Annotated in this window: 27 protein-coding genes; 12 read left to right on the top strand and 15 right to left on the bottom strand. The window is 65.1% G+C overall.

Features of this window, described 5'->3' with window-relative positions:
- Nucleotides 1-87: 87 nt before the first annotated feature.
- The 5 genes from ACO6VM_RS14435 to prlC form a co-directional block, all read right to left on the bottom strand.
- The gene (locus ACO6VM_RS14435; RefSeq protein ID WP_422403458.1) at nt 88-1,623 is read right to left on the bottom strand and encodes a SulP family inorganic anion transporter; all 1,536 of its coding nucleotides are present in this window, start codon (nt 1,621-1,623) and stop codon (nt 88-90) included.
- 188 nt (nt 1,624-1,811) lie between these two features.
- On the bottom strand, nt 1,812-2,531 hold the full coding sequence (locus ACO6VM_RS14430; RefSeq protein ID WP_401056029.1) for a carbonic anhydrase: 720 nt from the start codon (nt 2,529-2,531) through the stop codon (nt 1,812-1,814).
- 391 nt (nt 2,532-2,922) lie between these two features.
- Entirely contained in the window at nt 2,923-3,978 is a 1,056-nt protein-coding gene (locus ACO6VM_RS14425; RefSeq protein WP_401056027.1) for a PA0069 family radical SAM protein, read from the bottom strand.
- 203 nt (nt 3,979-4,181) lie between these two features.
- The gene (locus tag ACO6VM_RS14420) at nt 4,182-4,469 is read right to left on the bottom strand and encodes a YheV family putative zinc ribbon protein (protein ID WP_153789025.1); all 288 of its coding nucleotides are present in this window, start codon (nt 4,467-4,469) and stop codon (nt 4,182-4,184) included.
- Nucleotides 4,466-6,553 (bottom strand): oligopeptidase A, encoded by a 2,088-nt coding sequence (gene prlC / locus ACO6VM_RS14415; RefSeq protein ID WP_401056025.1) that lies wholly within the window; start codon nt 6,551-6,553, stop codon nt 4,466-4,468. The genes ACO6VM_RS14420 and prlC overlap by 4 nt, the downstream gene beginning before the upstream one ends.
- 66 nt (nt 6,554-6,619) lie before the next feature.
- On the opposite strand from prlC, the gene ACO6VM_RS14410 reads away from it, so the two are divergent.
- Both ACO6VM_RS14410 and ACO6VM_RS14405 read left to right on the top strand, forming a co-directional pair.
- On the top strand, nt 6,620-7,162 hold the full coding sequence (locus tag ACO6VM_RS14410) for a gamma carbonic anhydrase family protein (RefSeq protein ID WP_110994105.1): 543 nt from the start codon (nt 6,620-6,622) through the stop codon (nt 7,160-7,162).
- Between the two features lie 132 nt (nt 7,163-7,294).
- Nucleotides 7,295-7,942, top strand: coding sequence for an HAD family hydrolase (locus ACO6VM_RS14405; protein ID WP_401056022.1), 648 nt, complete (start codon nt 7,295-7,297; stop codon nt 7,940-7,942).
- Between the two features lie 78 nt (nt 7,943-8,020).
- Here ACO6VM_RS14405 and ACO6VM_RS14400 read toward each other — a convergent pair whose 3' ends face one another.
- Nucleotides 8,021-9,151 (bottom strand): aminopeptidase, encoded by a 1,131-nt coding sequence (locus ACO6VM_RS14400; protein WP_422403457.1) that lies wholly within the window; start codon nt 9,149-9,151, stop codon nt 8,021-8,023.
- Nucleotides 9,152-9,218: 67 nt separating this feature from the next.
- On the opposite strand from ACO6VM_RS14400, the gene ACO6VM_RS14395 reads away from it, so the two are divergent.
- Together ACO6VM_RS14395 and ACO6VM_RS14390 are read left to right on the top strand one after the other, a co-directional pair.
- Complete coding sequence (locus tag ACO6VM_RS14395; protein WP_390970075.1) at nt 9,219-9,632, top strand: hypothetical protein; 414 nt, start codon at nt 9,219-9,221, stop codon at nt 9,630-9,632.
- Nucleotides 9,633-9,687: 55 nt separating this feature from the next.
- Complete coding sequence (locus tag ACO6VM_RS14390; RefSeq protein ID WP_125462054.1) at nt 9,688-10,101, top strand: hypothetical protein; 414 nt, start codon at nt 9,688-9,690, stop codon at nt 10,099-10,101.
- 42 nt (nt 10,102-10,143) lie between these two features.
- On the opposite strand, the gene ACO6VM_RS14385 is transcribed toward ACO6VM_RS14390, so the two are convergent.
- Together ACO6VM_RS14385 and ACO6VM_RS14380 are read right to left on the bottom strand one after the other, a co-directional pair.
- Nucleotides 10,144-10,377 carry a DUF1161 domain-containing protein gene (locus ACO6VM_RS14385; RefSeq protein WP_401056018.1) on the bottom strand — a complete coding sequence of 78 codons (234 nt, stop codon included), beginning with the start codon at nt 10,375-10,377 and terminating at the stop codon, nt 10,144-10,146.
- 74 nt (nt 10,378-10,451) lie between these two features.
- Complete coding sequence (locus tag ACO6VM_RS14380) at nt 10,452-10,877, bottom strand: OsmC family protein (protein ID WP_125462052.1); 426 nt, start codon at nt 10,875-10,877, stop codon at nt 10,452-10,454.
- A gap of 155 nt (nt 10,878-11,032) precedes the next feature.
- Here ACO6VM_RS14380 and ACO6VM_RS14375 point away from each other — a divergent pair, with 155 nt between their 5' ends.
- On the top strand, nt 11,033-12,079 hold the full coding sequence (locus tag ACO6VM_RS14375; protein ID WP_422403456.1) for an LLM class flavin-dependent oxidoreductase: 1,047 nt from the start codon (nt 11,033-11,035) through the stop codon (nt 12,077-12,079).
- A gap of 57 nt (nt 12,080-12,136) precedes the next feature.
- Here the strand turns inward: ACO6VM_RS14375 and ACO6VM_RS14370 are convergent, their stop codons facing one another.
- Nucleotides 12,137-12,358 carry a DUF1161 domain-containing protein gene (locus ACO6VM_RS14370; RefSeq protein WP_153789033.1) on the bottom strand — a complete coding sequence of 74 codons (222 nt, stop codon included), beginning with the start codon at nt 12,356-12,358 and terminating at the stop codon, nt 12,137-12,139.
- Between the two features lie 102 nt (nt 12,359-12,460).
- Nucleotides 12,461-12,676 (bottom strand): dodecin, encoded by a 216-nt coding sequence (locus tag ACO6VM_RS14365; RefSeq protein WP_023632599.1) that lies wholly within the window; start codon nt 12,674-12,676, stop codon nt 12,461-12,463.
- A gap of 152 nt (nt 12,677-12,828) precedes the next feature.
- On the opposite strand from ACO6VM_RS14365, the gene ACO6VM_RS14360 reads away from it, so the two are divergent.
- Nucleotides 12,829-13,152 carry a DUF883 family protein gene (locus ACO6VM_RS14360; protein WP_401056014.1) on the top strand — a complete coding sequence of 108 codons (324 nt, stop codon included), beginning with the start codon at nt 12,829-12,831 and terminating at the stop codon, nt 13,150-13,152.
- On the opposite strand, the gene ACO6VM_RS14355 is transcribed toward ACO6VM_RS14360, so the two are convergent.
- Nucleotides 13,149-14,045, bottom strand: coding sequence for a LysR family transcriptional regulator (locus tag ACO6VM_RS14355; RefSeq protein ID WP_401056012.1), 897 nt, complete (start codon nt 14,043-14,045; stop codon nt 13,149-13,151). The genes ACO6VM_RS14360 and ACO6VM_RS14355 overlap by 4 nt on opposite strands.
- A 164-nt stretch (nt 14,046-14,209) precedes the next feature.
- On the opposite strand from ACO6VM_RS14355, the gene trpB reads away from it, so the two are divergent.
- Nucleotides 14,210-15,427 carry a tryptophan synthase subunit beta gene (gene trpB / locus ACO6VM_RS14350; protein ID WP_125462047.1) on the top strand — a complete coding sequence of 406 codons (1,218 nt, stop codon included), beginning with the start codon at nt 14,210-14,212 and terminating at the stop codon, nt 15,425-15,427.
- The gene (gene trpA / locus ACO6VM_RS14345) at nt 15,424-16,233 is read left to right on the top strand and encodes a tryptophan synthase subunit alpha (RefSeq protein ID WP_401056010.1); all 810 of its coding nucleotides are present in this window, start codon (nt 15,424-15,426) and stop codon (nt 16,231-16,233) included. Before trpB ends, trpA begins: the two co-directional genes overlap by 4 nt.
- Before the next feature lie 113 nt (nt 16,234-16,346).
- On the opposite strand, the gene ACO6VM_RS14340 is transcribed toward trpA, so the two are convergent.
- Complete coding sequence (locus tag ACO6VM_RS14340; protein ID WP_028688720.1) at nt 16,347-16,679, bottom strand: DOPA 4,5-dioxygenase family protein; 333 nt, start codon at nt 16,677-16,679, stop codon at nt 16,347-16,349.
- 96 nt (nt 16,680-16,775) lie between these two features.
- A complete protein-coding gene (locus ACO6VM_RS14335) occupies nt 16,776-17,675 on the bottom strand; it encodes a choline sulfate utilization transcriptional regulator (protein WP_401056006.1) in 900 nt (299 codons plus the stop codon).
- Between the two features lie 109 nt (nt 17,676-17,784).
- On the opposite strand from ACO6VM_RS14335, the gene betC reads away from it, so the two are divergent.
- The 3 genes from betC (at nt 17,785) to ACO6VM_RS14320 (ending at nt 21,923) form a co-directional block, all read left to right on the top strand.
- The gene (gene betC, locus ACO6VM_RS14330; protein ID WP_401056004.1) at nt 17,785-19,302 is read left to right on the top strand and encodes a choline-sulfatase; all 1,518 of its coding nucleotides are present in this window, start codon (nt 17,785-17,787) and stop codon (nt 19,300-19,302) included.
- Nucleotides 19,303-19,316: 14 nt separating this feature from the next.
- Nucleotides 19,317-20,240 carry a choline ABC transporter substrate-binding protein gene (gene choX / locus ACO6VM_RS14325; RefSeq protein ID WP_401056002.1) on the top strand — a complete coding sequence of 308 codons (924 nt, stop codon included), beginning with the start codon at nt 19,317-19,319 and terminating at the stop codon, nt 20,238-20,240.
- Nucleotides 20,241-20,357: 117 nt separating this feature from the next.
- Entirely contained in the window at nt 20,358-21,923 is a 1,566-nt protein-coding gene (locus ACO6VM_RS14320) for a SulP family inorganic anion transporter (RefSeq protein WP_401056000.1), read from the top strand.
- Between the two features lie 122 nt (nt 21,924-22,045).
- Here ACO6VM_RS14320 and aroE read toward each other — a convergent pair whose 3' ends face one another.
- Entirely contained in the window at nt 22,046-22,870 is an 825-nt protein-coding gene (gene aroE, locus ACO6VM_RS14315) for a shikimate dehydrogenase (RefSeq protein WP_401055999.1), read from the bottom strand.
- A 25-nt stretch (nt 22,871-22,895) separates the two neighbouring features.
- Nucleotides 22,896-23,807, bottom strand: a complete 912-nt coding sequence (hemF, locus tag ACO6VM_RS14310) for an oxygen-dependent coproporphyrinogen oxidase (protein ID WP_401055997.1) — start codon at nt 23,805-23,807, stop codon at nt 22,896-22,898.
- Nucleotides 23,808-23,939: 132 nt separating this feature from the next.
- On the opposite strand from hemF, the gene ACO6VM_RS14305 reads away from it, so the two are divergent.
- Nucleotides 23,940-24,917, top strand: a complete 978-nt coding sequence (locus tag ACO6VM_RS14305) for an NADPH:quinone reductase (protein ID WP_401055995.1) — start codon at nt 23,940-23,942, stop codon at nt 24,915-24,917.
- Nucleotides 24,918-24,979: the final 62 nt, after the last annotated feature.

The following is a 24,979-nucleotide window of genomic DNA, read 5'->3' as shown; positions in this document are numbered from 1 at the left end:
TGGGGTGTGTGAGTGGAGATGGTCGGGGGGTAAGCTTCCCCCCGCGAGGGGGGGGGGGGGGGGCCCCCCCCCCCCCCCCCGATGCTGTTAAGCCCCAACCCCCGCCGTAGTCCGCAACCGTCCCTCAACCCGCCGCTTCAACCGCCGCTGCTCCAGCACCAGCCGCGTCCCCTTGGCCGCGCTGCTGCGCCCCCAATCCTCCAGCAGTTCCAGGCAGGAATGGTCGATGTAGCTCAGGTTGCCCAACGGCACATGCAGCGTAGTCCCTTCCGGCACCGTGCCCAGCACCTGGGTCAACGCCGGCACCTTGAGAAAGGTCGCCGCCCCGCTCAGGCGCAGCTCCATGTGCCCCGGTTTGGCCAGTGCCACCAGGTTGATCTTCAGCCGCGCCGCCTTCAGCGCCAGCTTCAGCAGGGTGAGGGCAAAGCCCAGCAGCACACCGGTGAGCAGGTCGGTGAAAACGATCGCCAGTGCCGTCGCGGCATACGTGAACATCGGCATCCGCCCATAACGACTCAACCCTCGGAACGCCTTGAAATCCACCAGCTTCACGCCGGTGTACACCAGCACGCCCGCCAGGCTGGCCACCGGGATCTGCTGCAGCACGCTGCTCAGGGCGACGACAAATGCCAGCAACCACACCCCATGCAGGATCGCCGAAGCGCGGGTTTGCGCGCCGGCCTGCACGTTGGCCGAACTGCGCACGATCACCCCGGTCATCGGCAGCGCACCGAGCACACCGCAGAGCATGTTGCCGACCCCTTGCGCCGACAGTTCACGGTCGAAGTCCGAGCGCTGGCCACTGTGCATGCGGTCCACCGCTGCTGCCGACAACAGCGTTTCGGCACTGGCGATGAAGGCCAGGGCGAAGGCCGCCACCAGCAGGGTAGGGTCGGCCAACTTGAGCAGGTCGTCCGGGCGCAGCCAGTCGATGGCTTCGGACAGGTCCGCCGGCACCTGCACCCGGTTGACCGGCAGCGCCAGCCACAGGCTGATGGCGGTCATCGCCGCCACCCCCAGCAATGCGCCGGGAATGAAGCGCAGGCGTTGCGGGCGCAAGCGGTCCCAGCCCCACATGACGGCGATGGTGCCCAGGCCCAGCGCGCCGGCCTGCCAGCCATTGCCTGCGCTTTCCAGCGGCAGCGCCGCAGCCAGCGTGGCCGGGAAGCCCAGCAGGTTATCCACACCCGACGGCTGTGGCGGGGCGTCGAACATCACATGCACCTGGGACAGCACAATCAGCACGCCGATACCGGCGAGCATGCCGTACACCACCGCCGGCGCCGTGACGCGGAACCAGCAGCCCAGGCGCAAACGCCCGGCCAGCAGCTGCAGCAGGCCCGCCAGCAGCAGGATCGGCCCAAGCATGGCCACGCCGTGCTGGCGCACCAGCTCGAACACCAGCACCGCCAGGCCGGCGGCGGGCCCGCTGACCTGCAGCGGTGAGCCGGCGATGAAGCCAACCACGATGCCGCCGATGATCCCGGTGATCAGGCCCTTGGACGGCGGCAAGCCAGAGGCGATGGCAATGCCCATACACAGCGGCAGGGCCACCAGGAACACCACCACCGAGGCCAGCAACTCACGCGGCAATGCCGCTTTGATCTGTGTCTTGTTCACCATGACGCTCCTTTATCGATTCACGGCCATTCCTCTGGCCGCGAGCACTGGGAACCCCGAATCGCGCGCAGGCGCGGGCCGCCAGCGGGTTTGCCGGCAAGGCGTTCGGGGGAATTCAAGGCAGGCGAAGGCCGCGCCGCACCCGTGGGGTGCAGCCGGCAATCAAGGTTTGTTCAGCGTGGTCGGGTCGCTTAGTAGCGGCCTCTCGGAGTAGCAGAAGGGATCGAATCGCCCGCGGTCAGCGGCAGGAAGCGGTCGCTGGCAGCGTCGTAGGCTTCGATCTGGCTGGTTTCGATGTCGTAGATCCAGCCATGGATGTGCAACTGGCCGGCCGCCAGGCGCGAGGCGACCGAAGGGTGGGTACGCAGGTGATGCAGCTGGGCGATGACGTTTTCCTTGGTCAGCAGCTGCATGCTTTCGTGCTCGCTGCCGCAGGAGCAGTTGTCCTCGATCACGGTACGCGCCACTTCGGCGTGACGCAGCCAGGCGGAAACCGTCGGCATCTTGTCCAGCGAACGCGGGTTGAGCACCGCACGCATGGCACCGCAGTCAGAGTGGCCACAGATGATGATGTGGTGCACGCCCAGGGCCATGACCGCGTACTCGATGGCGCTCGAAACACCACCGTTCATCTGCCCATACGGCGGCACCACGTTGCCGACGTTACGGGTGACGAACAGGTCGCCAGGCGAACTCTGGGTGATCAACTCGGGGACGATGCGCGAGTCGGCACAGGTGATGAACATGGCGCGGGGTTTCTGCGCGGTGGCCAGCTTCTTGAACAGCTCTTGCTGCTCGGGGAAGACCTCGGTGTGGAACCGCAGGAAGCCGTCGACGATATGCTTGAGGGCGGCATCGGCGCTTTCAGCGGGTGCGGCCGGGACAACCTTGGATGGGTCCTTGACGGGCATGATTCATCCTCTTGACGGTTTGAAGGTAAGTTCCATGTTACCGGGGAAAGATTATGGCTATGCGGGGATTAGATGACGCGCACAGACAATAGATCACAGTCGGGGTGGACTGGGGGCCTACGCTAGCGGAGAAAACTTAACTGAAACTTAATTTGGACGGCTCTAGAACGGGCGTTCCAGAGGTTTTAGGCGGGATCTGGATAATAGCAAAAAAGCATCAGATGCCAATACCCTCTATTGATTTTGATGCCTAGCATTAGCGACGCTGGGGGTAGCTTTGCAGGGGGTGACGCCTACCTTGTGGGAGCGGCTTCAGCCGCGAATCAGGCGACGCGGTGGTAGCCCCGGCCTTGCCGGGGGTTCGCGGCTAAAGCCGCTCCCACAGATGTATTCAGAACAATGCCATCTGCCCGCCTGGAGGGCAGAAAGCGCTGCAATCCAACGCCAGCTCCTCCCGCCCCTCGAACCCCAGGTGCCTGGCCGCCTTGCGAAACCGTTGCTCCAGCAGTTCGGCGAACACCCCTTCACCACGCATTCGTGCGCCAAACCGGCTGTCGTACAGCGCGCCACCCCGGCTCTGGCGGATCAGGCTCAGCACATGGTCGGCGCGTTGCGGGTAGTGATCGCGCAGCCACTGCTCGAACAGCGGCGCCACCTCCAGCGGCAGGCGCAGCATCATGTACGCCGCACTCTGCGCGCCGGCTTCTTTTGCCGCCTCCAGCAGGCGCTCCAGCTCACTGTCGTTGATCATCGGGATCATCGGCGAACACAGCACGCCCACCGGCACTCCAGCCTCGCGCAACACCCGAATCGCGCGCAAACGCGCTTTCGGCGCGGCGGCACGGGGCTCCAGCGTGCGCTTGAGCTCATCGTCGAGAGTGGTGAGGCTGATCATCACGCGTGCCAGGCGCTGGCTGGCCAGTTCGCTTAACAGGTCGAGGTCACGCAGCACCAGCGAGCCTTTGGTGACGATGGTCACCGGGTGCCGGTAGCGCAGCAGCACCTCCAGCAGCCGGCGTGTGAGTTGCTGCTCGCGTTCGATGGGCTGGTAGGGGTCGGTGTTGGAGCCCAGGTTGATCGGCGCGCAGACGTAGCCCGGTTTGCTCAGTTGCTGTTCGAGCACCTCGGCGGCGTTGGTCTTGGCGATCAGCTTGGTTTCGAAGTCCAGGCCGGGGGAGAGGTCCCAGTAGGCGTGGCTGGGGCGGGCGTAGCAGTAGATGCAACCGTGCTCGCAGCCGCGGTAGGGGTTGATGGAGCGGTCGAAGGGCAGGTCGGGGGAGGTGTTGCGGGCGATGATGGTCTTGGCCAGCTCGATCCGCACCTCAGTGCCCTGGGTGAGCGGGACTTCCTGGTACCAGCCGTCGTCCTCGGCCACCGAATGGTTGGGGGCGAAGCGGTTGTGGGGGTTGGCGGTGGTGCCACGGCCACGGAGGGGGGCTGGCTTCATGATGAAAACCCGGATTACTGTATGCGCATACAGTAATCCGGGTTTGTCATGAAGGCCAGTGCCGGTCATCGCGGGGCAAGTCGCATCGGCGCACCGCCGCTCCCACGCTGTGATCTGTCCCCAAGAGTTGGTTTGGTGTCCAACTGCTTTGGGGGCAGCCCACGGATCAGGACGTGGGAGCGGGCTTGCCCCGCGATTTGCCTTTAGTCCTGCGGCTTCTTCAGCTTCGGATTTGGGAAGAACTGCACCGTCTGCACCTGTACTTTTACCGGCGCTGCCTTCGGCGCCAGCTGGTTGACCCGGGTGCCCAGTTCCTTGGGCACCGACAGCCCCTGCTCATTCAAGGTATCGGTGAACCCGCAGGCCATGCACTCGCGGTGCGGCACGTCGTCTTCGCTCCACATCATCAGCTTGTCCATCTCGCTGCATGCCGGGCACACGGCCCCGGCGATGAAGCGTCGCTTGGTCTTGCTCACGGCTACCTCACTCATGCCGCTGCGTCCTCGCTCAGGCCGCAGTGGCGCAGCAATGCATTGATGGAAGGTTCACGGCCACGGAAGTCGACGAACAGCACCATCGGCTCGCGGGAACCGCCCCGCGCCAGGATCGCCTCGCGGAACGCGCGGCCGGTCTCGGCATTGAGCACGCCTTCCTCTTCAAAGCGCGAGAAGGCGTCGGCCGACAGCACTTCGGCCCACTTGTAGCTGTAGTAGCCCGCCGCATAACCGCCGGCGAAAATGTGCGCGAAGCTGTTGGGGAAGCGGTTGTACGCTGGCGGGCGCATCACCGTGACTTCGTCGCGCACGCCCTCGAGCACCTGCAGCACGCTGCGACCGTCACCGTGGGTGGCGTGCAGTTCGAAGTCGAACAGCGAGAACTCCAGCTGGCGCACCATCATCATGCCGGACTGGAAGTTCTTCGCCGCCAGCATCTTGTCCAGCAGGTCCTGGGGCAGTGGCTCGCCGGTTTCGTAATGGCCGGAGATCAGCGCCAGGCCTTGCGGCTCCCAGCACCAGTTCTCCATGAACTGGCTCGGCAGCTCCACCGCGTCCCAGGCCACGCCGTTGATGCCGGACACACCGGCATGCTCGATGCGGGTCAGCAGGTGGTGCAGGCCGTGGCCGAACTCGTGGAACAGCGTGGTGACTTCATCGTGGGTCAGCAGCGCAGGCTTGCCGGGCGCGGCCGGGGTGAAGTTGCACACCAGGTTGGCCACCGGGCTCTGCAGGCTGCCGGCCGCGGTGCGGCGACGGTCGCGGGCGCCGTCCATCCAGGCACCGCCGCGCTTGTTGGCGCGGGCGTAGAGGTCGAAGAAGAAGCGGCCGACGTGCTGGCCGTTTTCCTTGATCTCGAACAGGCGCACATCCGGGTGCCAGGCGTCGAAGCCTTTGAGCTCGGCGATTTCGATGCCGTACAGGCGCTGGACGATGGCGAACAGGCCGGTCAGCACCTTGTCGATCGGGAAGTAGGCGCGCAGGGCTTCCTGGGACACGCTGTAGCGCTGCTCGCGCAGCTTCTCGCCGAAGTAACCGGCATCCCAGCTGGCCAGTTCCGGGGTGCCTTGCTCGGCGGCGTAGGCCTTGAGCTGCGCCAGGTCCTGGGCAGCGAACGGCTTGGAACGCTTGGCCAGGTCACGCAGGAAGCCCAGCACCTGGTCGCTGGACTCGGCCATCTTGGTGGCCAGGCTCAGCTCGGCGAAGTTCGGGTAGCCCAGCAGCTTGGCCAGTTCCTGGCGCAGGTCGAGGATCTGCTCCATCACCGGGCCGTTGTCGAACTGGCCGGCATTCGGGCCCTGGTCGGAGGCGCGGGTGCAGTAGGCGGCGTACAGCTCTTCGCGCAGGGCGCGGTCGCTGGCGTAGGTCATCACCGCGTAGTAGCTGGGGAATTCGAGGGTGATCAGCCAGCCATCGAGGCCTTTCGCCTGGGCGGCGGCAGCCATCTGCGCCTTGGCCGAGTCGGTCAGGCCGGCCAGCGCGGCTTCGTCGGTGACGTGCTTGGTCCAGGCCTGGGTGGCATCGAGCAGCTGGTTGGAGAAGCGGCTGCCCAGCTCGCTGAGCGTGCTCTGCACTTCGGCGTAGCGCTGCTGCTGGTCGGCCGGCAGGTCGATGCCCGACAGGCGGAAATCGCGCAGGGCGTGCTCGATGATGGTCTTCTGCGCCACATCGAAGCTCGCAGCCTCAGGGCTGTTGGCCAGGGCTTGATAGGCGTCGAACAGGGCGCGGTTCTGGCCCAGTTCGGTGGAATAGGCGCTCAGGGCCGGCAGGCAGGACTCGTAGGCCTCGCGCAGCGCCTGGCTGTTGCACACCGCGTTGAGGTGGCTGACCGGGCTCCAGGCGGCGGCCAGGCGATCGTTCAGTTCGTCCATGGCCAGCACCAGGCCGGCCCAGCTCGGGTTGTTGCCCTGCTTCTCGAGGATGTCGGCGATGGCCTTGCGGTTGTCGGCAAGGATCTGCTCGATCGCCGGCAGCACATGCTCGGCGCGGATGGCCGAGAAGGGCGGCAGATCGTGGGACTGCAGCAGCGGGTTGTTCGCACTCACGGTTCGGGTACCTTGGCAGGAGAAACACGGGACCATCTTAATTACAATCGACGCCGACCGCAGCAGGCAGCCTGCCTATCGGCATTGCAGAGGAACACTATCATGGCCCTCCGGACCTTCCAGGAACACACGCCGAAAGTGGGAGCACGGGCCTTCGTCGACCGTTCGGCGGTGGTCATCGGCGACGTCGAGATCGGTGACGACAGCTCGATCTGGCCACTGACGGTGGTGCGCGGCGACATGCACCGCATCCGCATCGGCGCGCGCACCAGCGTGCAGGATGGCAGCGTGTTGCACATCACCCACGCCGGGCCCTTCAACCCGGATGGCTTCCCGTTGATCATCGGCGACGAGGTGACCATCGGTCACAAAGTCATGCTGCATGGCTGTACCCTGGGCAACCGCATCCTGGTGGGCATGGGCAGCACCATCATGGATGGCGCCATCGTCGAGGACGAGGTGATCATCGGTGCCGGCAGCCTGGTGCCCCCGGGCAAACGCCTGGCCAGCGGGTACCTGTACATGGGCAGCCCAGTGAAACAGGTGCGGCTGCTGAGCGAACAGGAACACGCTTTCTTCGCCTACAGCGCCGGCAACTACGTCAAGCTCAAGGACCAGCACCTGGCCGAAGGCTACGACCAGTAAACCCAGTTTCTGCCCGTGGGAGCGGGCTTGCCCCGCGATTGCGTTGGCCCAGTCAGCAGAGGTTGGTATTGCTGCCGCCATCGCGGGGCAAGCCCGCTCCCACGAAACACCTTTTCAGGCACCGAGAAAACCATGCACCAGCAGAACATCCTCTTCGACCTCGACGGCACCCTGACCGACCCGCGCCTGGGCATCACCCGCTCGATCCAGTACGCCCTGGCCAAACTGGGCATCGACGAGCCGGACCTTACCCGCCTCGAACACTTCATTGGCCCGCCCCTGCTGCAGGCGTTCATGCAGTTCTACCACTTCGACGAAGCCAAGGCCTGGGACGCGGTGAACTTCTACCGCGAGCGCTTCAAGGTGACCGGGTTGTACGAAAATCGGGTGTTCGACGGCGTGCCGGAGCTGCTGCAGGCGCTCAACGGCCAAGGCCGTACGCTGTATATCGCCACCTCCAAGCCGTGGGAGTTTGCCCGCGAGATCGCCCGCCACTTCGCCTTCGACCAGCACTTCAAGGTGATCTACGGCAGCGAGCTGGATGGCACCCGGACCAACAAGGTCGAGCTGATCCGTCACCTGTTGGACGAGGAAGGGCTGGACCCGGCGCAGACCTTGATGATCGGTGACCGCAAGCACGACCTGATCGGCGCGCGCAGCAATGGCTTGCAGGCGGTGGCGGTGGGGTATGGCTTTGGTAGCCGCGAGGAACTGGAAGCCGAAGCGCCGGCGTTCCATTTCGAGACCTTGGCCGAGATGCACCAGGCGTTCGTGCGCTGATTCAAACCTCATCGCGGGGCAAGCCCACTCCCCCACACTGATCCCTGGACCGCCCCCCCCAAGCAGTTGGACACCAAGTCAACTCTTGGGAGCAGACCACAGCGTGGGAGCGGGCTTGCCCCGCGATGAGGCCAGCTTTGCCAACGCCAATTTGCGCTGCTCGATCGGCAATCGCCCCAATGCCTCAACTCGCTGATAGAAAACCAGCCAATCCCCACCAACTTCCTTGAAAAGCTGCGAAAACGCCGGCACCCACTGGTCATAAAGACCAAACGGCAACAACTTCGCATTGTTCATCGGCGCAAAGATCCAGGCATCGAAACGCCGATCCCCCGCCCATTCGCGATCCCGCACCTCACGGTACTCGCGCCGCAATCGCTCGAACTCCGCCTGCTTGGCCACTCGCTTGCCCGCTTCATCCAGCGGCCCGGCATAGATCGCCTGCAAGCGCTGGCGGCTGGCCAACACCAGGCGAATGAAGGCATCGCGTTGCCCGGCGCCACGCTCTTCAACCGCTGCCAGCCCACGCGCCGCGCGCCATTGCCGGGTGCCTTCCTGCTCGACGAAGGAGGCGAACGACTCGTTGAACTCGGTATCGTCCTGCACATAGAAGCGCTGGTGCGCCAGCTCATGGAAGATCACCGTGGCCAGGCGCTCGCCGCCCCAACCGACCATGCTGGAAAGGATCGGGTCGTCGAACCAGCCCAGCGTCGAATACGCCTCCACACCCCCGACATAGACATCCAGCCCTTGCTCGCGCATCAACGCCGCCGCACCGCGGGCCGCACCCTGCTGGTAATAGCCGCGATAGGCCACACAGCCGGCGATAGGGAAGCAATGGGTGACTGGCTGCAGCGACAGTTCGGGGGTGGCGAACACATTCCACACTACGTAGGGCCGGCCCAGCTCGGCATACACCCGGTAACTGCCGTTGTCCGGCAGTTTCAGCTGCTCACTGGCAAACACCCGGGCCTGTTGGGCGAACTGCAGGTGCTGGCGCAGCTCCGGGCGAGTGGCCGGGTCGTCGATCACCTGCGCCACGGGCTGGCGCGCCCGCAACAGCTGCCATTGCCCCTCGGCCAACTGGCCGTAGTAACCCAGGCTGGAACAACCGCTCAGCAGGACGCCGAGCGCTGCGGGAACCAAGCGGGTGAAAACGCGGTCCAGACCCCGACGGCTGCAGCGCGTGAAAAGAAAAAGTCCAAACATCGAGGCTGTCTATCTCGCTCGTCGGCCGAATGCGACCAAGACTATCTTGCCAAGGGGGAGCTTCGCCATGCGTACTCGGTTTGCCGTGGGCACACTCATGCTGCTATCCGGTTGTGCCACCTTGCCCGACCCGGACCCGAACCAGGCCTGGATCGACCTGGCCCCGCACGACAACACCTCGCTGCATGCCGTGCAGGTGGATGAACGCGCCTGGGCCGACAACCGCTATTTCGAGGTGCAGCCCGGCAATCACGAGCTGACCGTGCGCTACCAGTTCCCCGTGGCGCCGAGCAATATCGGCCCGGTCGACGAGCCGCTGTGGCGCGATTGCCAGCTCAACCTCACCTTCAAGGACTTCAATGCCGGCCAGCGCTACCAGATGCAGGCGGGCAGCATTGGTTTGCGCCCATGGGTCAAGCTCTACGACCAGCAGGGCAAACTGATCGGCCAAGGCGAACCGGCAGGCTGCCAGCGCACCTGAAGGCCGCGAACGGCGCTATGCTTATGGCCTGTGAATCGCGAGCGGGAGTTTCGCCATGCGCCAGCCCATGATGCTGTTCGCCATCAGCGCACTGGGGGCTTGCGCCAGCCCCTTGCCGCCAGTCGACCCAGGCAAGGCCTGGATCGACATGTACACCGTGACCCCCGGCCGTACCCTCATGGCCGACCGCCTGGACGGCAAGCGGCTCGAGGATGGCCGCTACTTCCAGGTGACGCCGGGCAAGCATGAGCTGGTGGTGCGCTTCGACTTCGAGGTGTATTCCGGCGGCTTCAGTACCGACCCGACCGAGCGCACCTGCTACCTCACCGTGCGCTACGACGACTTCAAGGCCGGCGAGCGTTACCGTCTGGAGGCGCGAGCGCCTGTGATGCAGCCGCAGGTGCTGCTGTACGACGCCAACCGCAAGGTGGTGGTGAATGAGCCGAGCAATGTCTTCTGCATTCCCTGAAGCTAACGCGGGGCTGCTTTGCAGCCCCAGCATCATCAGGGCTTACCGATCATTCTTCTGATAAATGATCTTCTTGGTCCCACCCTCACAGCTCCCCACGATCATGCTCTGATCATGGACTTCACTGTTCGGCACGATCTCCAGCGTGTACGAGGTGACCCCGCGCGCCTGGATCTTCGCCTCGATCTCGGCCTTGAGTTCCTCGCACGGCTTGACTGCGGCCAGTGCACCCGTGGCCATCAGGGAGGCCAGCACGGCAATTGCTACGCGGATCATGGAACCACTCCTAAAAGGGCAGGCGGGCTGCCGATGCTGGTTAGACTACCGCAAACCGCCGCCGTTGCGCCGGCCTAGGTCAGCAAGGTCGCATCCAGGCTAATCGTCGCGTTCAGTACTTTGGACACCGGACAACCGGCCTTGGCCTTGTTGGCGATCTCCTGGAACTGCGCCTCGCTGGCGCCCGGCACTTTCGCCTTGAGCGTCAGGTGCACCGCCGTGATGGCGAAGCCGTCGGCCTGCTTGTCCAAGCTCACTTCGGCAAAGGTGTCGATGCGCTCCGGGGTCAGGCCCGCCTCGCCCAGCATCATCGACAGGGCCATGGAGAAACACCCGGCATGGGCCGCGCCGATCAGCTCTTCAGGGTTGGTCCCCGGGATACCCTCGAAGCGGGTGTTGAAGCCGTAGGGGTTCTGCTTGAGCGCGCCGCTTTCGGTGGACAACAGGCCATGGCCATCTTTCAGGCCACCTTGCCAGATCGCCGATGCTGTCTTCTTCATGTTGCCTCCTGGTCACAGGGTTGGATGCTTATGGTTGTGAGGCCCCTGCCCACGCCAAGTTCAGATCAATCCACCGGCAGGCATTGAATCCTTCGAATGTGCCCATACAGAGTCTGCAAGGCCTTTGGCCAACCACTCTGCTGCGGAGGCTTTCGATGACGCACCTGCGAGACCTGAAGTATTCCACCCTCGACCTGGTGCCCGTGCGCGCCGACGGCGGCCCGGCGCAAGCGCTGCGCAACTCGCTGGACCTGGCGCAACACGCCGAACGCTTTGGTTATCACCGCTTCTGGGTGGCCGAGCACCACAACATGGATGGCATCGCCAGCTCGGCCACCGCCGTGCTGATCGGTTACCTGGCCGGCGGCACCTCTACCATTCGCGTCGGCTCTGGCGGGGTGATGTTGCCCAACCACGCACCGCTGGTGGTCGCCGAACAGTTCGGCACCCTCGCCAGCCTGTACCCGGGCCGCATCGACCTGGGCCTGGGCCGCGCCCCCGGCTCCGACCAGATGACCGCCCGCGCCTTACGCCGCGAGCGCTCCGGCAGCGCCGACGATTTCCCGGATGACGTCGAAGAGCTGTCGCGCTACCTCGGCCCACGCACCGACGACCAGAAGGTCATCGCCGTGCCCGGCCACGACACCGAGGTGCCGATGTGGCTGCTCGGTTCCAGCCTGTTCAGCGCCCAGCTGGCCGGCATGCGCGGCATGCCGTACGCCTTCGCCTCGCACTTCGCGCCGCGTTACATGCACGAGGCCATCCGTATCTACCGTGACCACTTCAAGCCTTCCACCACACTGGACAAGCCCTACGTGATGCTCGGGGTGCCGATGGTGGTGGCCGAAACCGACGAGAAGGCTGAATACCTGGCCACCTCGGTGTACCAGCGCATCCTGGCGTTGATCCGTGGCCAAAGCCTGATGCAGCGCCCGCCCGTCGAGAGCATGAACGGCCTGTGGCTGCCTCACGAGCGCGACGCGGTGAGCAGTTTCCTGGGCCTGGCGATGATCGGCAGCCCGCGGAAGGTGCGGGCCAAGGTGGAGGTACTGCTGGAGCAGACCGGGGCGGATGAGCTGATCTTTACCAGTGACCTGTATGAACATGCAGACCGGATCCGGTCCTATGAATTGATGGCGCAGGCCCTAAAGACCGAAGAAATTGCTTCGTGGGTAAACCCGCTCCCACAGGTATTCCACTGACTTTGGTAACAGTGGAGTAGCTGTGGGAGCGGGTTTACCCGCGAAAAACGCACGGCATCAGCCCCGCCGGTAGACAATCTCTTTGGCGCCACCCTCACAGGTACCCACCACCTTGCCCGCCGGGTCGCCTTTGTTGACGATCTCCAGCGAATAACCCTTCACGCCCTTGGCATCCAGCTTCGCGGCGATCTCAGCCTTGAGCTCTTCGCACGGCTTGCCCGCCGCCATCGCACCGCCGGCCAGCACCATCAGGCCTACTGCCACAATCAACTTCTTCATCTATCGCGTTCCTTGTACAGATCAAAGTCGAAAAGGGCGCAGCCTGTGCGCCCTGCAAACCTATTACCGCATCATGCCGGGCAAAGCCAGCCCGGCTGCCTGTCAGCTGTTGGCGATGCGGAAACCCACCTTCAGCGTCACCTGGAAGTGCGCGGCCTTGTTGTCGCGGATATGCCCGCGGGTATCGATCACCTCGAACCATTCCAGGTGCTTGATGCTCTTGCCGGCCTCGGCCAGGGCATTGTTGATCGCCTCTTCGATGCTGGTGGGCGAGGACCCGACCAGCTCGATCTTCTTGTAAGTGTGATGATCGCTCATGAGTGCGCTCCTTGGATGAAGTGTCAGTTCAGCCTAGCAGTGCCGGCCTGGTTTACCTGCGAGCCAATGGCGCAGATGAAAGTTCGATCGCACTTTCAGCCCGCCGCGCAGTCGCACCCTGTACACCTCATCCACCGCGAAGGAGAGTCACCATGGCCCATAACTCGCTGCGCAAAGCGTCGCTGGAAAGCATGGAAGCCGAGATCGAGAGCCTGCTCAAGACCTTGGAACACCTCAAGCACGACGCCTCGGAAGAATCGCAGAAAACCATGAAGGCGCTGCGCGGCAGTGCCGAAAGCGCCCTCAAGCACTCGCGCAGCTTGCTCAGCGATGCCTATGCAGATGTCAAAACCCGAACCCGCGAAACCGGTATCGCCACCCGCGACTACGCCCAGGAACACCCCTGGACCGCCGCCGGTGTGGCCGTTGGCGCCCTTGGCCTGCTGGCCGCCTACCTGCTGTGCCGCCGCAACTAACCCGCCTGCCGTTGCAGCTCCTGGCGCAGCCACTGCGCCAGTTGCTCGGCGCGACCGTCATCGGCGCGCCGTGGTACCCACAGGGCCAAGGCCGCACGGGTGGGTGAAAAGCCCCAGGGTGCTGCCAGCCGTCCGGCCTTCAGGTCGTCGGCTACCAGTGGCTGTGGCGCGATGGCCACGCCCAGCCCGGCTACCGCCGCTTCCAGCAGGTAGTACAGATGCTCGAAAGCCTGGCCGTAATTCAAGGCTTCAGGCGCCAGGCCCTGCTGCGCTGCCCAGGTCGGCCACGCCTGCGGTCGCGAGGTGGTGTGGAGCACTGTTTCTCGTTGCAAAGCCACGGCTGGCGCGGCTTTCAAACGATCGAAGCCTTCGAAGTGCGGGCTCAGCACCGGGCCGATTCGCTCCTCGGCGAGCACATGCACCTGCATGTCCGCCGGCCACGGCGGCTCGGCATACACCAGCAGCGCGTCCAACCCTGGGCGCCGCGGATCGAGGTCGCCTTCGCCCGCTGACAGGTGCAGGCGCAACTCCGGCAGGTCCGCTTTCAAACGCCCGAGACGCGGGATGAACCAGCGCGCCAGCAGGCTGCCGGAGCAGCCGAGCACGAACGGCGCTTCGTCTGCCGTGCGCGAAAGCTCGGCACACACGCCGCGCAAACGGTCGAACGCCTCGAAGCTGGCATCGCGCAGGCGCACACCGGCATCTGTGAGTTTGACGCCGCGCCCGTCCTTGACGAACAACGCCACCCCAAGGTGTTCTTCGAGCACCTTGATCTGCCGGCTGACCGCTCCATGGGTCACATGCAGCGCTTCGGCGGCCTGGCTGACACTGTTGAGCCGGGCGGTGGCCTCGAAGGCCCGCAAGGCGTTGAGCGGGGGAAGATCCTGGGCCATATGACTTGTGAGATTTCCTGACAGGTTTGCGCAATCTTATCGGTTTTCAGGGCGGCGTGTGCTGGTTAGAGTAGGCCTCATCGACCAGCGTCAGCCGCATCGCGGGGCAAGCCCGCTCCCACGCTGGCGCAGTCACTCTGTCAAATTCGTTTATGGAGCGCCCCATGTCCCAGTCCCAATACCGCCCCGGCCCCGACGCCAACGGCCTGTTCGGCTCGTTCGGCGGCCGCTACGTGGCCGAAACCCTGATGCCGCTGGTGCTGGACCTTGCCCGCGAATACGAAGCCGCCAAGGCCGACCCCAAGTTCCTCGAGGACCTGGCCTACTTCCAGCGCGACTACATTGGCCGCCCCAACCCGCTGTACTTCGCCGAACGCCTGACCGAACACTGCGGCGGCGCGAAGATCTTCTTCAAGCGTGAAGAGCTCAACCACACCGGCGCGCACAAGGTGAACAACTGCATCGGCCAGGTGCTGCTGGCCAAGCGCATGGGCAAGAAACGCCTGATCGCCGAGACCGGCGCCGGCATGCACGGCGTGGCCACCGCCACCGTCGCCGCGCGTTTCGGCCTGCCCTGCGTGATCTACATGGGCGCCACCGACATCGAGCGCCAGCAGGCCAACGTGTTCCGCATGAAGCTGCTGGGCGCCGAGATCGTCCCGGTCACCGCCGGCACCGGCACCCTGAAGGACGCCATGAACGAGGCCCTGCGCGACTGGGTCACCAACGTCGACGACACCTTCTACCTGATCGGTACCGTGGCCGGCCCGCACCCGTACCCGGCGATGGTCCGCGACTTCCAGTCGATCATCGGCAAAGAAACCCGCGCCCAGCTGCAAGAAAAGGAAGGGCGCCTGCCCGACAGCCTGATCGCCTGCGTCGGCGGCGGCTCCAACGCCATGGGCCTGTTCCACGACTTCCTCGAAGATGAAAGCGTCAAGATCATCGGCGTCGAAGCCGGCGGCCACGGCGTGCACACCGACAAGCACGCGGCCAGCCTCAACGGCGGCGTACCGGGCGTGCTGCACGGCAACCGCACCTACCTGCTGCAGGACGACGACGGCCAGATCACCGACGCCCACTCGATTTCCGCGGGCCTGGACTACCCCGGCATCGGCCCGGAGCACGCCTACCTGCACGAAGTGAAGCGTGTGGAATACGTCAGCATCACCGACGACGAAGCCCTCGACGCCTTCCACATCAGTTGCCGCCTCGAAGGCATCATCCCGGCGCTGGAAAGCTCCCACGCCCTGGCCGAGGCGATCAAGCGCGCGCCGACCCTGCCCAAGGACCACCTGATGGTGATCTGCCTGTCCGGTCGTGGCGACAAGGATATGCAAACCGTGATGAACCACATGGCCGCCCAGGAGAAACAGGCATGAGCCGTCTCGAACAACGCTTCGCCGATCTGAAGGCCGAAGGCCGCGCCGCCCTGGTCACCTTCGTCACCGCTGGCGACCCAGGCTATGACGCCTCGCTGAAGATCCTCAAAGGCCTGCCGGCCGCCGGCGCCGACGTGATCGAGCTGGGCATGCCGTTCACCGACCCGATGGCCGACGGCGTGGCCATCCAGCTTGCCACCCTGCGCGCATTGGAAGCCGGCCAGACCCTGGCCAAGACCCTGCAGATGGTGCGTGAATTCCGTGTGGACAACCAGGCCACGCCGATCGTGCTGATGGGTTACTACAACCCGATCCACCGGTTCGGTGTGGACAAGTTCGTCGCCGAGGCGAAAGCGGCGGGTGTCGATGGCCTGATCATCGTCGACCTGCCGCCAGAGCACGACGCCGAGCTGGCCACCCCAGCCCAGGCTGCAGGCATCGACTTCATCCGCCTGACCACCCCGACCACCGACGACGCGCGCCTGCCCCGCGTGCTGGAGCGCAGCTCCGGGTTCGTCTACTACGTGTCGGTGGCTGGGGTAACCGGTGCGGGCTCGGCGACCACCGAGCATGTGACCGAGGCGGTGGCCCGGCTGCGCCGGCATACCGACCTGCCGATCAGCGTTGGCTTTGGTATCCGCACGCCGGAGCAGGCAGCGGCCATCGCGCGTCTGGCCGACGGTGTGGTGGTAGGGTCGGCGCTGGTCGACAAGATCGCCCAGGCCAAGAGCGACGACCAGGCTGTTAACGACGTGCTGAGCCTGTGCTCGGCGCTGGCTGAAGGGGTACGCGCGGCACGCGCCTGATTCGCGGCGTAGGTGCATTTGTGGGAGCGGGCTTGCCCCGCGATGACGATGGTGGACTCACCGCCGCTATCGCGGGGCAAGTCGGAACGCCGAACCGCCGCTCCCACGTTGCATCAAGCACCAAAGATCGACAGATCCAACGGCCTGATCGCCCCCATCCAGATCGCATGATCGCGGTGATCCGCCAGCTCATCCCCGGTTTCCGGGTGCAGGAACACCACCAGCCCCTTGCGATACAGCGCCAGCCACGGCAGCACCACGCCAACCACCTCCGGCCCGAACGCCAGCTGGCAGCTCCAGTCCGGGTGCGGCCCGACCGGTTTCTGGTGCATGCGCCCCATGGTCACCGGAAACAGCCGCGTCGCCTCTTCGCACAGCTCGCGGGCCTGCTCCATGGTCGATGCGTCGTAGTACACGTGGGCGTGGTAGCCCTTGATCCTTTGCACGATGTCTCCTAATTGCACCGGGTTCGCCTTAGCATCAGCGCTACAGGCTCCATGGGCAAGCCCTCGTGGGAGCGGGCTTGCCCCGCGATTACGACATCACACGCCACGCTCCTGCTCCAACCAATCCACAAACCGCTCGATCAACGCCCCACGCCGCTTACGCGGCGGCAGCACCGCGTAATACCCCCGCTTCGAGCGCAAACTCCCTTCCAACGGCCGGCACAACAACCCCTGCTCGACTAACCCATCAACCAGGTGCGCCCACCCAATCGCCACCCCTTGCCCGGCAATCGCCGCCTGAATCAGCAGCGTGTAATTGTCGAACCGCAACTGCCCGGCCGGTGGCGGGCTGTCCACGCCAAACCCGCGAAACACCCCCGCCCAGTCGAACCAGCGACTGGCCTGCTCACCCCGCAAATGGAGCAGGGGCAATCGTTGCAAAGCCTCGGCTGACAAGGGTTTGCCATGAATCAGCCGAGGGCTGCACACCGGGAAAACTTCCTCATCGAACAGCCAGCGGCTCTCGCCCTGATGGAAGCGCCCATCGCCGAACAGCACCGCCACATCGATGTCCGGGCGCAACATCGCCTGGCTGCGCTCGCCGGTCACCAGGCTCACGTCCACCTGTGGATAAGCCTCATGAAAACGCTGCAAGCGCGGCATCAGCCAGAACGCCGCAAAGGCGAAGTCGGTAGCCACCTGCAGCACCTCGCGCTGGCCGCGCCCACTGGCTTGGGCAACGCCATCGTCCATCGCCTGCAAGCCCTGGTGCACCTGCTCGAACAACAGCAAGCCAGCCTCGGTCAGCTCGATGCCCCGGTAGATCCGGTCGAACAACCGCGTGCCCAGCTGCGCCTCCAGGCGCTTCATCTGCTGGCTTACCGCCGGCTGGGTGGTGCCCAGTTCCACGGCGGCAGTGGTGAAGCTGCGCAGGCGGGCGGCGGCCTCGAACACGCGCAGGGTGTCGAGGGGCAGGTCGGCAAGGTGCTCAAACATAAGCTTGGCTAATCCCAGTCATTGCCCGGCATGGGCTTTACCCCTGTTATCCACAGCCGCATGCTGGATTGCAAGTGGTACCCATAACCCTCGACGATGGAAGGCCCCCATGAAGCGACCCAACATCCTGTTCATCATGGCCGATCAGATGGCCGCCCCCTTGCTGCCGATCTACAACCCGTCGCCGATCAAGATGCCCAACCTGGCCCGCCTCGCCGAGCAGGCCGTGGTGTTCGACAGTGCCTACTGCAACAGCCCGCTGTGCGCGCCGTCGCGCTTCACCCTGGTCAGCGGCCAGTTGCCCAGCCGCATCGGCGCCTATGACAACGCCGCCGACTTCCCCGCCGACGTGCCCACCTACGCCCACTACCTGCGCCGCCTCGGCTACCGCACCGCGCTGTCGGGCAAGATGCACTTCTGTGGCCCGGACCAGTTGCACGGCTACGAAACGCGGCTGACCAGCGACATCTACCCGGCCGACTACGGCTGGGCGGTGAACTGGGACGCCCCCGACCAGCGCCCGAGCTGGTACCACAACATGTCCTCGGTGCTGCAGGCCGGGCCCTGCGTGCGCACCAACCAGCTGGATTTCGATGAAGAGGTGGTGTTCAAGGCGCGCCAATACCTCTACGACCATGTACGCGAGGATGACGGCCGGCCGTTCTGCCTGACCGTCTCCATGACCCACCCCCACGACCCGTACACCATCCCCAAGCGCTACTGGGACCTGTACCAGGATGTGGATATCCCGCTGCCGCAGGACGAAATTGCCCAGGCCGAGCAGGACCCGCACTCGCAACGCCTGCTCAAGGTCTACGACCTTTGGAACAAGCCGCTGCCCGTGGACAAGATCCGCGACGCCCGCCGCGCCTACTTCGGCGCCTGCAGCTACATCGACGACAACATCGGCAAGCTGCTGCAGACCCTCGAGGACTGTGGCCTGGCCGACGACACCCTGATCGTGTTTTCCGGCGACCACGGCGACATGCTTGGCGAGCGCGGGCTCTGGTACAAGATGCACTGGTTCGAGATGTCGGCGCGGGTGCCGCTGTTGATCCATGCGCCCAAGCGCTTCGGGGCGGCCCGCGTCAGCGCCAGCGTCTCCACCTGCGACCTGTTGCCAACCCTGGTGGAACTGGCCGGCGGCGCTGTGGATAACCACCTGCACCTGGACGGCCGCTCGCTGCTCGGCCATCTGCAAGGGCAGGGCGGGCATGACGAGGTGATCGGCGAATACATGGCCGAAGGCACGGTCGGCCCGCTGATGATGATCCGCCGTGGCGCCTACAAGTTCGTGTACAGCGAGGACGACCCCTGTTTACTCTATGACCTGAGCCGCGACCCGCACGAGCGGGAGAACCTCACCGGCAGCCCGGACCACCAGGCGCTGCTGCAGGCATTTGTCGATGAAGCCAGGCAACGCTGGGACATCCCCGCGCTGCGCCAGCAGGTGCTGGCCAGCCAGCGCCGCCGCCGCCTGGTGGCCGAGGCGCTGGCCATCGGCACGCTGAAGAGCTGGGACCACCAACCGCTGGTGGACGCCAGCCAACAGTACATGCGCAACCACATCGATCTCGACGACCTCGAGCGCAAGGCACGTTATCCACAGCCCGCACCCCTGGATTGAGAAGAGAGGCCGCCATGCAGAAGTTCTCCACCGCCGTGCTCGCCCTGGCCCTGAGCCTGGGCACGGCCCATGCCGCCGACAGCGACGCGCAATGCAGCACCGTGAAACTGGCCGACCCCGGCTGGAGCGATATCGCCAGCACCAACGCCCTGGCCCGGCTGCTGCTGGAAAGCCTGGGTTACCAGGTAAAGATCGACAGCCTGGCCGTGCCGATCATCTACGGCGGCCTCAAGGATGGCCGGGTGGATGCCTTCCTCGGCAACTGGATGCCGGCGCAGCAGGGCTTCCATGACAAGTTCATCGCCAATGGCGATGTGCAGCAACTGGCGAAGAATCTGCAAGGCACCGAGTTCACCCTGGCGGTGCCCGACTATGTATGGAACGCGGGCGTGAAGGACTTCGCCGACCTGCAAAAGCATGCCGAGCAGTTCGACAAGAAGCTCTACGGCATTGGTTCGGGCGCGCCGGCCAACCTGTCGCTGAAAGAGATCATCGACAAGAACGAGTTCGACCTGGGGCAGTGGAAACTGGTCGAGTCCAGCGAGCAGGCAATGCTGGCGCAGGTGGACCGGGCGGTGAAGAAGCAGCAGTTCATCACCTTCCTTGGCTGGACCCCGCACCCGATGAACGTGAAGCTGAAAATGCATTACCTCACGGGTGGGGAGAAATGGTTCGGCAGCAAGGGCGATGTCTACACCCTGACCCGCAAGGGATATCCACAAGCGTGCCCGAATGCGGCGAAGCTGCTGGGCAACCTGAAGTTCTCGCTGGACATGGAGAACAGCATCATGGCTGAGGTTTTGGATAAGAAGGTGAGCTTCGACGAGGCGGCCAGGGGTTGGGTGAGGGCGCATCCCGAGCTGTTGGAAGGGTGGTTGGCGGGCGTGACCACCAAAGCCGGTGCTGATGCCCGTAAAGCCGTAGAGGCGAAACTGTAACGTGGGAGCGGCGGTTCGCCGCTGCGACTTGCCCCGCGATGCGATGGTGGATTCACTGATGCCATCGCGGGGCAAGCCCGCTCCCACGCCCCCGCTCATCCAGGACCTTGGATAACTATGCCGCGCCTGACCCACCTGCTGCCCTTCCTCACCTGGCTGCCCCGTCAATCGGGCCGCAGCCTGCGCCAGGACCTGCTGGTGGGCCTGAGCGGCGCCATCCTCGCCCTGCCGCAGTCCATCGCCTATGCCCTGATCGCCGGCCTGCCCGCCGAATACGGCCTGTATGCAGCCATCGTCCCGGTGCTGATCGCCTGCCTGTGGGGCTCGTCCTGGCACCTGATCTGCGGCCCCACTGCCGCCATTTCCATCGTCCTCTACGCCAGTATCAGCCCGCTGGCCGTGGCTGGCAGCGCTGACTACGTAACCCTGGTGCTGTTGTTGACCTTCCTCGGCGGCCTCTTCCAATTGTTGCTGGGGCTTTTGCGCTTCGGTGCGCTGGTCAATTTCGTCTCTCATTCGGTGGTGCTCGGTTTTACCCTCGGCGCCGCCATCGTCATCGCGCTTGGGCAACTGCCGAACCTGCTGGGGATGGACCTGCCAAGCCAGGCCACGGCGCTCAGGACCGTGCAGGACCTGGCCGGGCACATGGGCGAAGTGGATGTGCCCTCGCTGGCTCTGGGCCTGGCCACGCTGGTGATCGGTATCGCTCTGAAGCTGTGGCGCCCGCGCTGGCCGAGCCTGTTGATAAGTCTGCTGCTGGTCAGCCTGGTGGCCTGGCTGCTTCCTGCTGTGTTCGGCCATGTGCCACAGGTGCCGGCCTTCACCGGCCAACTGCCGCCGCTGAGCCCACTGCCGCTGTTGGATGTAGAGCTGATGCTGCGCCTGCTGCCCAGCGCCGTGGCGGTCGGCATGCTCGGCTTGGTCACCAGCCTGTCCATCGCCCGTTCGTTGTCCGCACGCTCGGAACAGTTGATCGACGCCAACCAGGAAATCCGCGCCCAGGGGCTGTCGAATATCGTGGGTGCGTTCTTCTCCGGGTACCTGTCCTCCGGCTCGTTCACCCGTTCGGGGTTGAGTTATGACGCCGGCGCCCGCTCGCCGCTGGCCGGGGTGTTCTCGGCATTGTGGGTGGCGCTGTTCGCCGTGACCGGCGCCGGGCTGATCGCCCATCTGCCGATCCCGGCGATGGCGGGGAGCATCCTGCTGATCTGCTGGGGGCTGGTGGACCATCGCGGCATTCGCGCGCTGTTCCGGGTCAGCCGCTCGGAGTTCCTGGTGATGGCGCTGACGGCGGCCGCGACGCTGCTGCTGGAGCTGCAGACGGCGATCTATGCCGGGGTGCTGGCCTCGTTGTTCTTCTACCTCAAGCGCACGTCGCGGCCACGGGTGCAGCAGAGCCGGGAGGGGGAGGCGGACATCTTGCGGGTGGGCGGGTCGATCTTCTTCGGCGCGGCGCACTACCTGCAGGTGCGCCTGCAGCGCTGCCAGGGGCCGCATGTGGTGATCGATGCACGGCAGGTGAACTTCATCGATTATTCGGGTGTGGATATGTTGCACCGCGAGGCGCGGCGTTTACTGCGCAATGGCGGGAGCCTGACGTTGCAGCGGGCAAGGCCACAGGTAATCGATGAGTTACAGAAGCTGGAAGGAGCCCAAGGTTGTCCGATCAGGTTCGAGGATTAATCGCGGGGGAAGGACATCCCCCCACCAAACCCCGCTCCTTGTGTTGGAAGGGGAAGCCCGCTCCCACGCCAGCCTCTGATCATGGCGTGGGAGCGGGCTTGCCCCGCGATTGGATATCAAGCTCAGCCGCGAGTTAGCTGCCGGCGCAGTTCATCCAGCACCGGCCCGGTCTCCGGCCGAACCCCACGCCAGATAAAGAACGCCTCGGCCGCCTGCTCCGCCAACATCCCCAACCCGTCCAGCACCTTGGCCGCGCCCAGCTTGCTCGCCCACTGGCAGAACGGCGTCGGTTCCTTGCCATACATCATGTCGTAGCAGACGGTACGTCCCGCTTCGACCAGGCTGTCGGCAATCGGCGGCAGCTCGCCAGCCAGGCTTGCCGAGGTGGCGTTGATGATCACGTCCACCGGCTCCTGCAACCAGCTGAAACCACTGGCCACCACCGGCCCCAGCTCATCGAACTCACGGGCCAGTTGCTCGGCCTTCTCCACCGTGCGGTTGGCGATCACCAGCGACTGTGGCTTGTGCGCCAGGATCGGCTCCAGCACACCGCGCACCGCGCCACCGGCGCCGAGGATCAGGATGCGCTTGCCAGCCAGCTCGACCCCGGCGTTGACGGTGAGGTCGCGCACCAGCCCGGCGCCGTCGGTGTTGTCGCCTTGCAACCTACCGTCGGCCAGCTTGGTCAGGGTGTTCACCGCACCGGCACGCTGGGCGCGTGGGGTGAGGCTGTCGCACAGGCGGTAGGCCTCTTCCTTGAACGGCACGGTGACGTTGGCGCCGCTGCCTTGCTTGAAGAAGCCACGGGCGCAGTCGCTGAACTCGTCCAGCGGCGCCAGCAGGGTGGCGTACTCCAGGGCCTCGCCGGTCTGGTCGGCGAACAGGCGGTGGATCAACGGCGACTTGCTGTGGCCGATGGGGTTACCGAAAACGACGTACTGGTCCATTGCGGTTCCTCTTTTATCCACAGGCTTACTGGGCGAGCCAGTCGCGGTCTTGCAGGAAGTACTCGGTCAGGCGCGCTTCTTCACTGCCAGGTTCGGCTTTCCAGTCGTAGCCCCAGCGCACTTGCGGCGGCAGCGACATCAGGATCGACTCGGTACGGCCACCGGACTGCAGGCCGAACAGGGTGCCACGGTCGTAGACCAGGTTGAACTCGACGTAGCGGCCACGGCGGTATTCCTGGAATTCGCGCTGCGCGGGGGTGTACGGCGTGCCCTTGCGGCGCTGGACGATCGGCAGGTAGGCCTGCACATAGGCGTCACCGATGGCGCGGATGAAGGCGAAGCAGGTGTCGAAGTCCCACTCGTTCAGGTCATCGAAGAACAGGCCGCCAATGCCGCGTGGCTCGCCACGGTGCTTGAGGTGGAAGTAGCGGTCGCACCAGGCCTTGTAGCGCGGGTACACGTCGGCGCCGAACGGTGCGCAGGCCTGCTCGGCCACACGGTGCCAGTGCACGCAGTCTTCTTCATTGCCGTAGTACGGGGTCAGGTCGAAGCCGCCGCCGAACCACCACACGGCCTCTTCGCCTTCTTTTTCGGCGATGAAGAACCGCACGTTGGCGTGGGAAGTCGGCACATGCGGGTTGTGCGGGTGGATCACCAGCGACACGCCCAGCGCCTCGAAACCACGGCCCGCCAGCTCCGGGCGGTGGGCACTGGCCGACGGCGGCAGGCCGCTGCCGAACACGTGGGAGAAGTTGACGCCGCCTTTCTCGATCACCTTGCCGTCGCCGATCACCCGCGTGCGACCGCCGCCGCCGGCATCGCGCACCCAGGCATCCTCGACGAAGCGGGCGCCGCCGTCTTCGTTCTCGAGGGCAGTGCAGATGCGGTCTTGCAGGTCGAGCAGGTAGGCTTTCACGGCCTCGGTGCGGCTGGTCATCGGGTCACCTGGAAGGAGCGGGGAAAATTCGCCGCGTAGCATACCACCGGCAAACCCCGCGCCGCAGTTGACGGCGATCAAGCAAAGGCGTCCGATAGAAGGCCTTTGCGACCCTCAAGACAGGAGTGTGTGATGGCCAAGCGTATTCAGTTCAGCCAGCATGGCGGCCCGGAAGTGTTGCAGCTGATGGAATTCGACCCGGCGCCGCCCGGCCCGCAGCAGGTGCGCGTGCGCAACCATGCGATCGGCCTGAACTTCATTGACACCTATTTCCGTGGCGGGCTGTATGCGCCGCCGTCGCTGCCTTCCGGGCTGGGTACCGAAGCGGCGGGTGTGGTCGAGGCAGTGGGCGAGGGCGTCAGCCGGATCAGGGTCGACGACCGCGTGGCTTATGCCGGTGGGCCGCTGGGGGCCTACAGCGAGGTGCACACGCTGCCGGAGGCCAACCTGGTCAAGCTGCCGGAGGCGATCAGCTTCGAGCAGGCGGCGGCGGTGATGCTCAAGGGGCTGACCACGCAGTACCTGCTCAAGCAGACCTATGCCGTGCAGCCGGGTGATTTCGTGCTGTTCCATGCGGCTGCCGGTGGCGTGGGGTCGCTGGCTTGCCAATGGGCCAAAGCGTTGGGTGCCAAGCTGATCGGTACTGTCAGCTCTGCCGAGAAGGCCGAACGGGCCAAGGCACTCGGGGCCTGGGCGACCATCGACTACAGCCGTGAAGACGTGGCCCAGCGGGTGCTGGAACTGACCGACGGTCAGAAATGCCCGGTGGTGTACGACGGCGTGGGGGCGGATACCTGGTTGACTTCGCTGGATTGCCTGAAGCCGCGTGGGTTGATGGTGAGCTTCGGCAATGCCTCTGGCGCGGTGACCGGGGTGAACCTGGGGATCTTGTCGCAGAAGGGTTCGCTGTATGTCACCCGGCCGACGCTGGCGAGCTATGCCAACAACGCCGAGAACACCCAGGCCATGGCCGATGACCTGTTCGCGATGATCGCCAGCGGCAAGCTGGTGGTGGATATCCAGCAGCGGTATCCGTTGAGTGAGGCGGCCAAGGCGCAGAGCGAGTTGTCGGCGCGGCGGACTGTCGGTTCGACTGTTCTTCTGCCTTGAAGGCCCTATCGCGGGGCAAGCCCGCTCCCACGCTGGTCTGAGTCTTAGCGTGGGAGCGGGCT

It is taken from the genome of Pseudomonas sp. GZD-209 (assembly GCF_049310485.1).
GTDB lineage: Bacteria > Pseudomonadota > Gammaproteobacteria > Pseudomonadales > Pseudomonadaceae > Aquipseudomonas > Aquipseudomonas sichuanensis.
This window is presented reverse-complemented; position numbering and strand designations above follow the sequence as displayed.

What these genes read in the sequence shown, in the direction of transcription:
- ACO6VM_RS14320 (WP_401056000.1), top strand. Translation starts at nt 20,358, where the DNA reads ATGCCGCGCCTGACCCACCTGCTGCCCTTCCTCACCTGGCTGCCCCGT.
- ACO6VM_RS14435 (WP_422403458.1), bottom strand. Translation starts at nt 1,623, where the DNA reads ATGGTGAACAAGACACAGATCAAAGCGGCATTGCCGCGTGAGTTGCTG.
- betC (WP_401056004.1), top strand. Translation starts at nt 17,785, where the DNA reads ATGAAGCGACCCAACATCCTGTTCATCATGGCCGATCAGATGGCCGCC.
- ACO6VM_RS14385 (WP_401056018.1), bottom strand. Translation starts at nt 10,377, where the DNA reads ATGATCCGCGTAGCAATTGCCGTGCTGGCCTCCCTGATGGCCACGGGT.
- ACO6VM_RS14380 (WP_125462052.1), bottom strand. Translation starts at nt 10,877, where the DNA reads ATGAAGAAGACAGCATCGGCGATCTGGCAAGGTGGCCTGAAAGATGGC.
- ACO6VM_RS14335 (WP_401056006.1), bottom strand. Translation starts at nt 17,675, where the DNA reads ATGTTTGAGCACCTTGCCGACCTGCCCCTCGACACCCTGCGCGTGTTC.
- ACO6VM_RS14425 (WP_401056027.1), bottom strand. Translation starts at nt 3,978, where the DNA reads ATGAAGCCAGCCCCCCTCCGTGGCCGTGGCACCACCGCCAACCCCCAC.
- trpA (WP_401056010.1), top strand. Translation starts at nt 15,424, where the DNA reads ATGAGCCGTCTCGAACAACGCTTCGCCGATCTGAAGGCCGAAGGCCGC.
- trpB (WP_125462047.1), top strand. Translation starts at nt 14,210, where the DNA reads ATGTCCCAGTCCCAATACCGCCCCGGCCCCGACGCCAACGGCCTGTTC.
- ACO6VM_RS14370 (WP_153789033.1), bottom strand. Translation starts at nt 12,358, where the DNA reads ATGAAGAAGTTGATTGTGGCAGTAGGCCTGATGGTGCTGGCCGGCGGT.
- ACO6VM_RS14355 (WP_401056012.1), bottom strand. Translation starts at nt 14,045, where the DNA reads ATGGCCCAGGATCTTCCCCCGCTCAACGCCTTGCGGGCCTTCGAGGCC.
- ACO6VM_RS14405 (WP_401056022.1), top strand. Translation starts at nt 7,295, where the DNA reads ATGCACCAGCAGAACATCCTCTTCGACCTCGACGGCACCCTGACCGAC.
- ACO6VM_RS14400 (WP_422403457.1), bottom strand. Translation starts at nt 9,151, where the DNA reads ATGTTTGGACTTTTTCTTTTCACGCGCTGCAGCCGTCGGGGTCTGGAC.
- hemF (WP_401055997.1), bottom strand. Translation starts at nt 23,807, where the DNA reads ATGACCAGCCGCACCGAGGCCGTGAAAGCCTACCTGCTCGACCTGCAA.
- ACO6VM_RS14360 (WP_401056014.1), top strand. Translation starts at nt 12,829, where the DNA reads ATGGCCCATAACTCGCTGCGCAAAGCGTCGCTGGAAAGCATGGAAGCC.
- ACO6VM_RS14365 (WP_023632599.1), bottom strand. Translation starts at nt 12,676, where the DNA reads ATGAGCGATCATCACACTTACAAGAAGATCGAGCTGGTCGGGTCCTCG.
- aroE (WP_401055999.1), bottom strand. Translation starts at nt 22,870, where the DNA reads ATGGACCAGTACGTCGTTTTCGGTAACCCCATCGGCCACAGCAAGTCG.
- ACO6VM_RS14390 (WP_125462054.1), top strand. Translation starts at nt 9,688, where the DNA reads ATGCGCCAGCCCATGATGCTGTTCGCCATCAGCGCACTGGGGGCTTGC.
- prlC (WP_401056025.1), bottom strand. Translation starts at nt 6,553, where the DNA reads ATGGTCCCGTGTTTCTCCTGCCAAGGTACCCGAACCGTGAGTGCGAAC.
- ACO6VM_RS14430 (WP_401056029.1), bottom strand. Translation starts at nt 2,531, where the DNA reads ATGCCCGTCAAGGACCCATCCAAGGTTGTCCCGGCCGCACCCGCTGAA.
- choX (WP_401056002.1), top strand. Translation starts at nt 19,317, where the DNA reads ATGCAGAAGTTCTCCACCGCCGTGCTCGCCCTGGCCCTGAGCCTGGGC.
- ACO6VM_RS14420 (WP_153789025.1), bottom strand. Translation starts at nt 4,469, where the DNA reads ATGAGTGAGGTAGCCGTGAGCAAGACCAAGCGACGCTTCATCGCCGGG.
- ACO6VM_RS14375 (WP_422403456.1), top strand. Translation starts at nt 11,033, where the DNA reads ATGACGCACCTGCGAGACCTGAAGTATTCCACCCTCGACCTGGTGCCC.
- ACO6VM_RS14395 (WP_390970075.1), top strand. Translation starts at nt 9,219, where the DNA reads ATGCGTACTCGGTTTGCCGTGGGCACACTCATGCTGCTATCCGGTTGT.
- ACO6VM_RS14410 (WP_110994105.1), top strand. Translation starts at nt 6,620, where the DNA reads ATGGCCCTCCGGACCTTCCAGGAACACACGCCGAAAGTGGGAGCACGG.
- ACO6VM_RS14305 (WP_401055995.1), top strand. Translation starts at nt 23,940, where the DNA reads ATGGCCAAGCGTATTCAGTTCAGCCAGCATGGCGGCCCGGAAGTGTTG.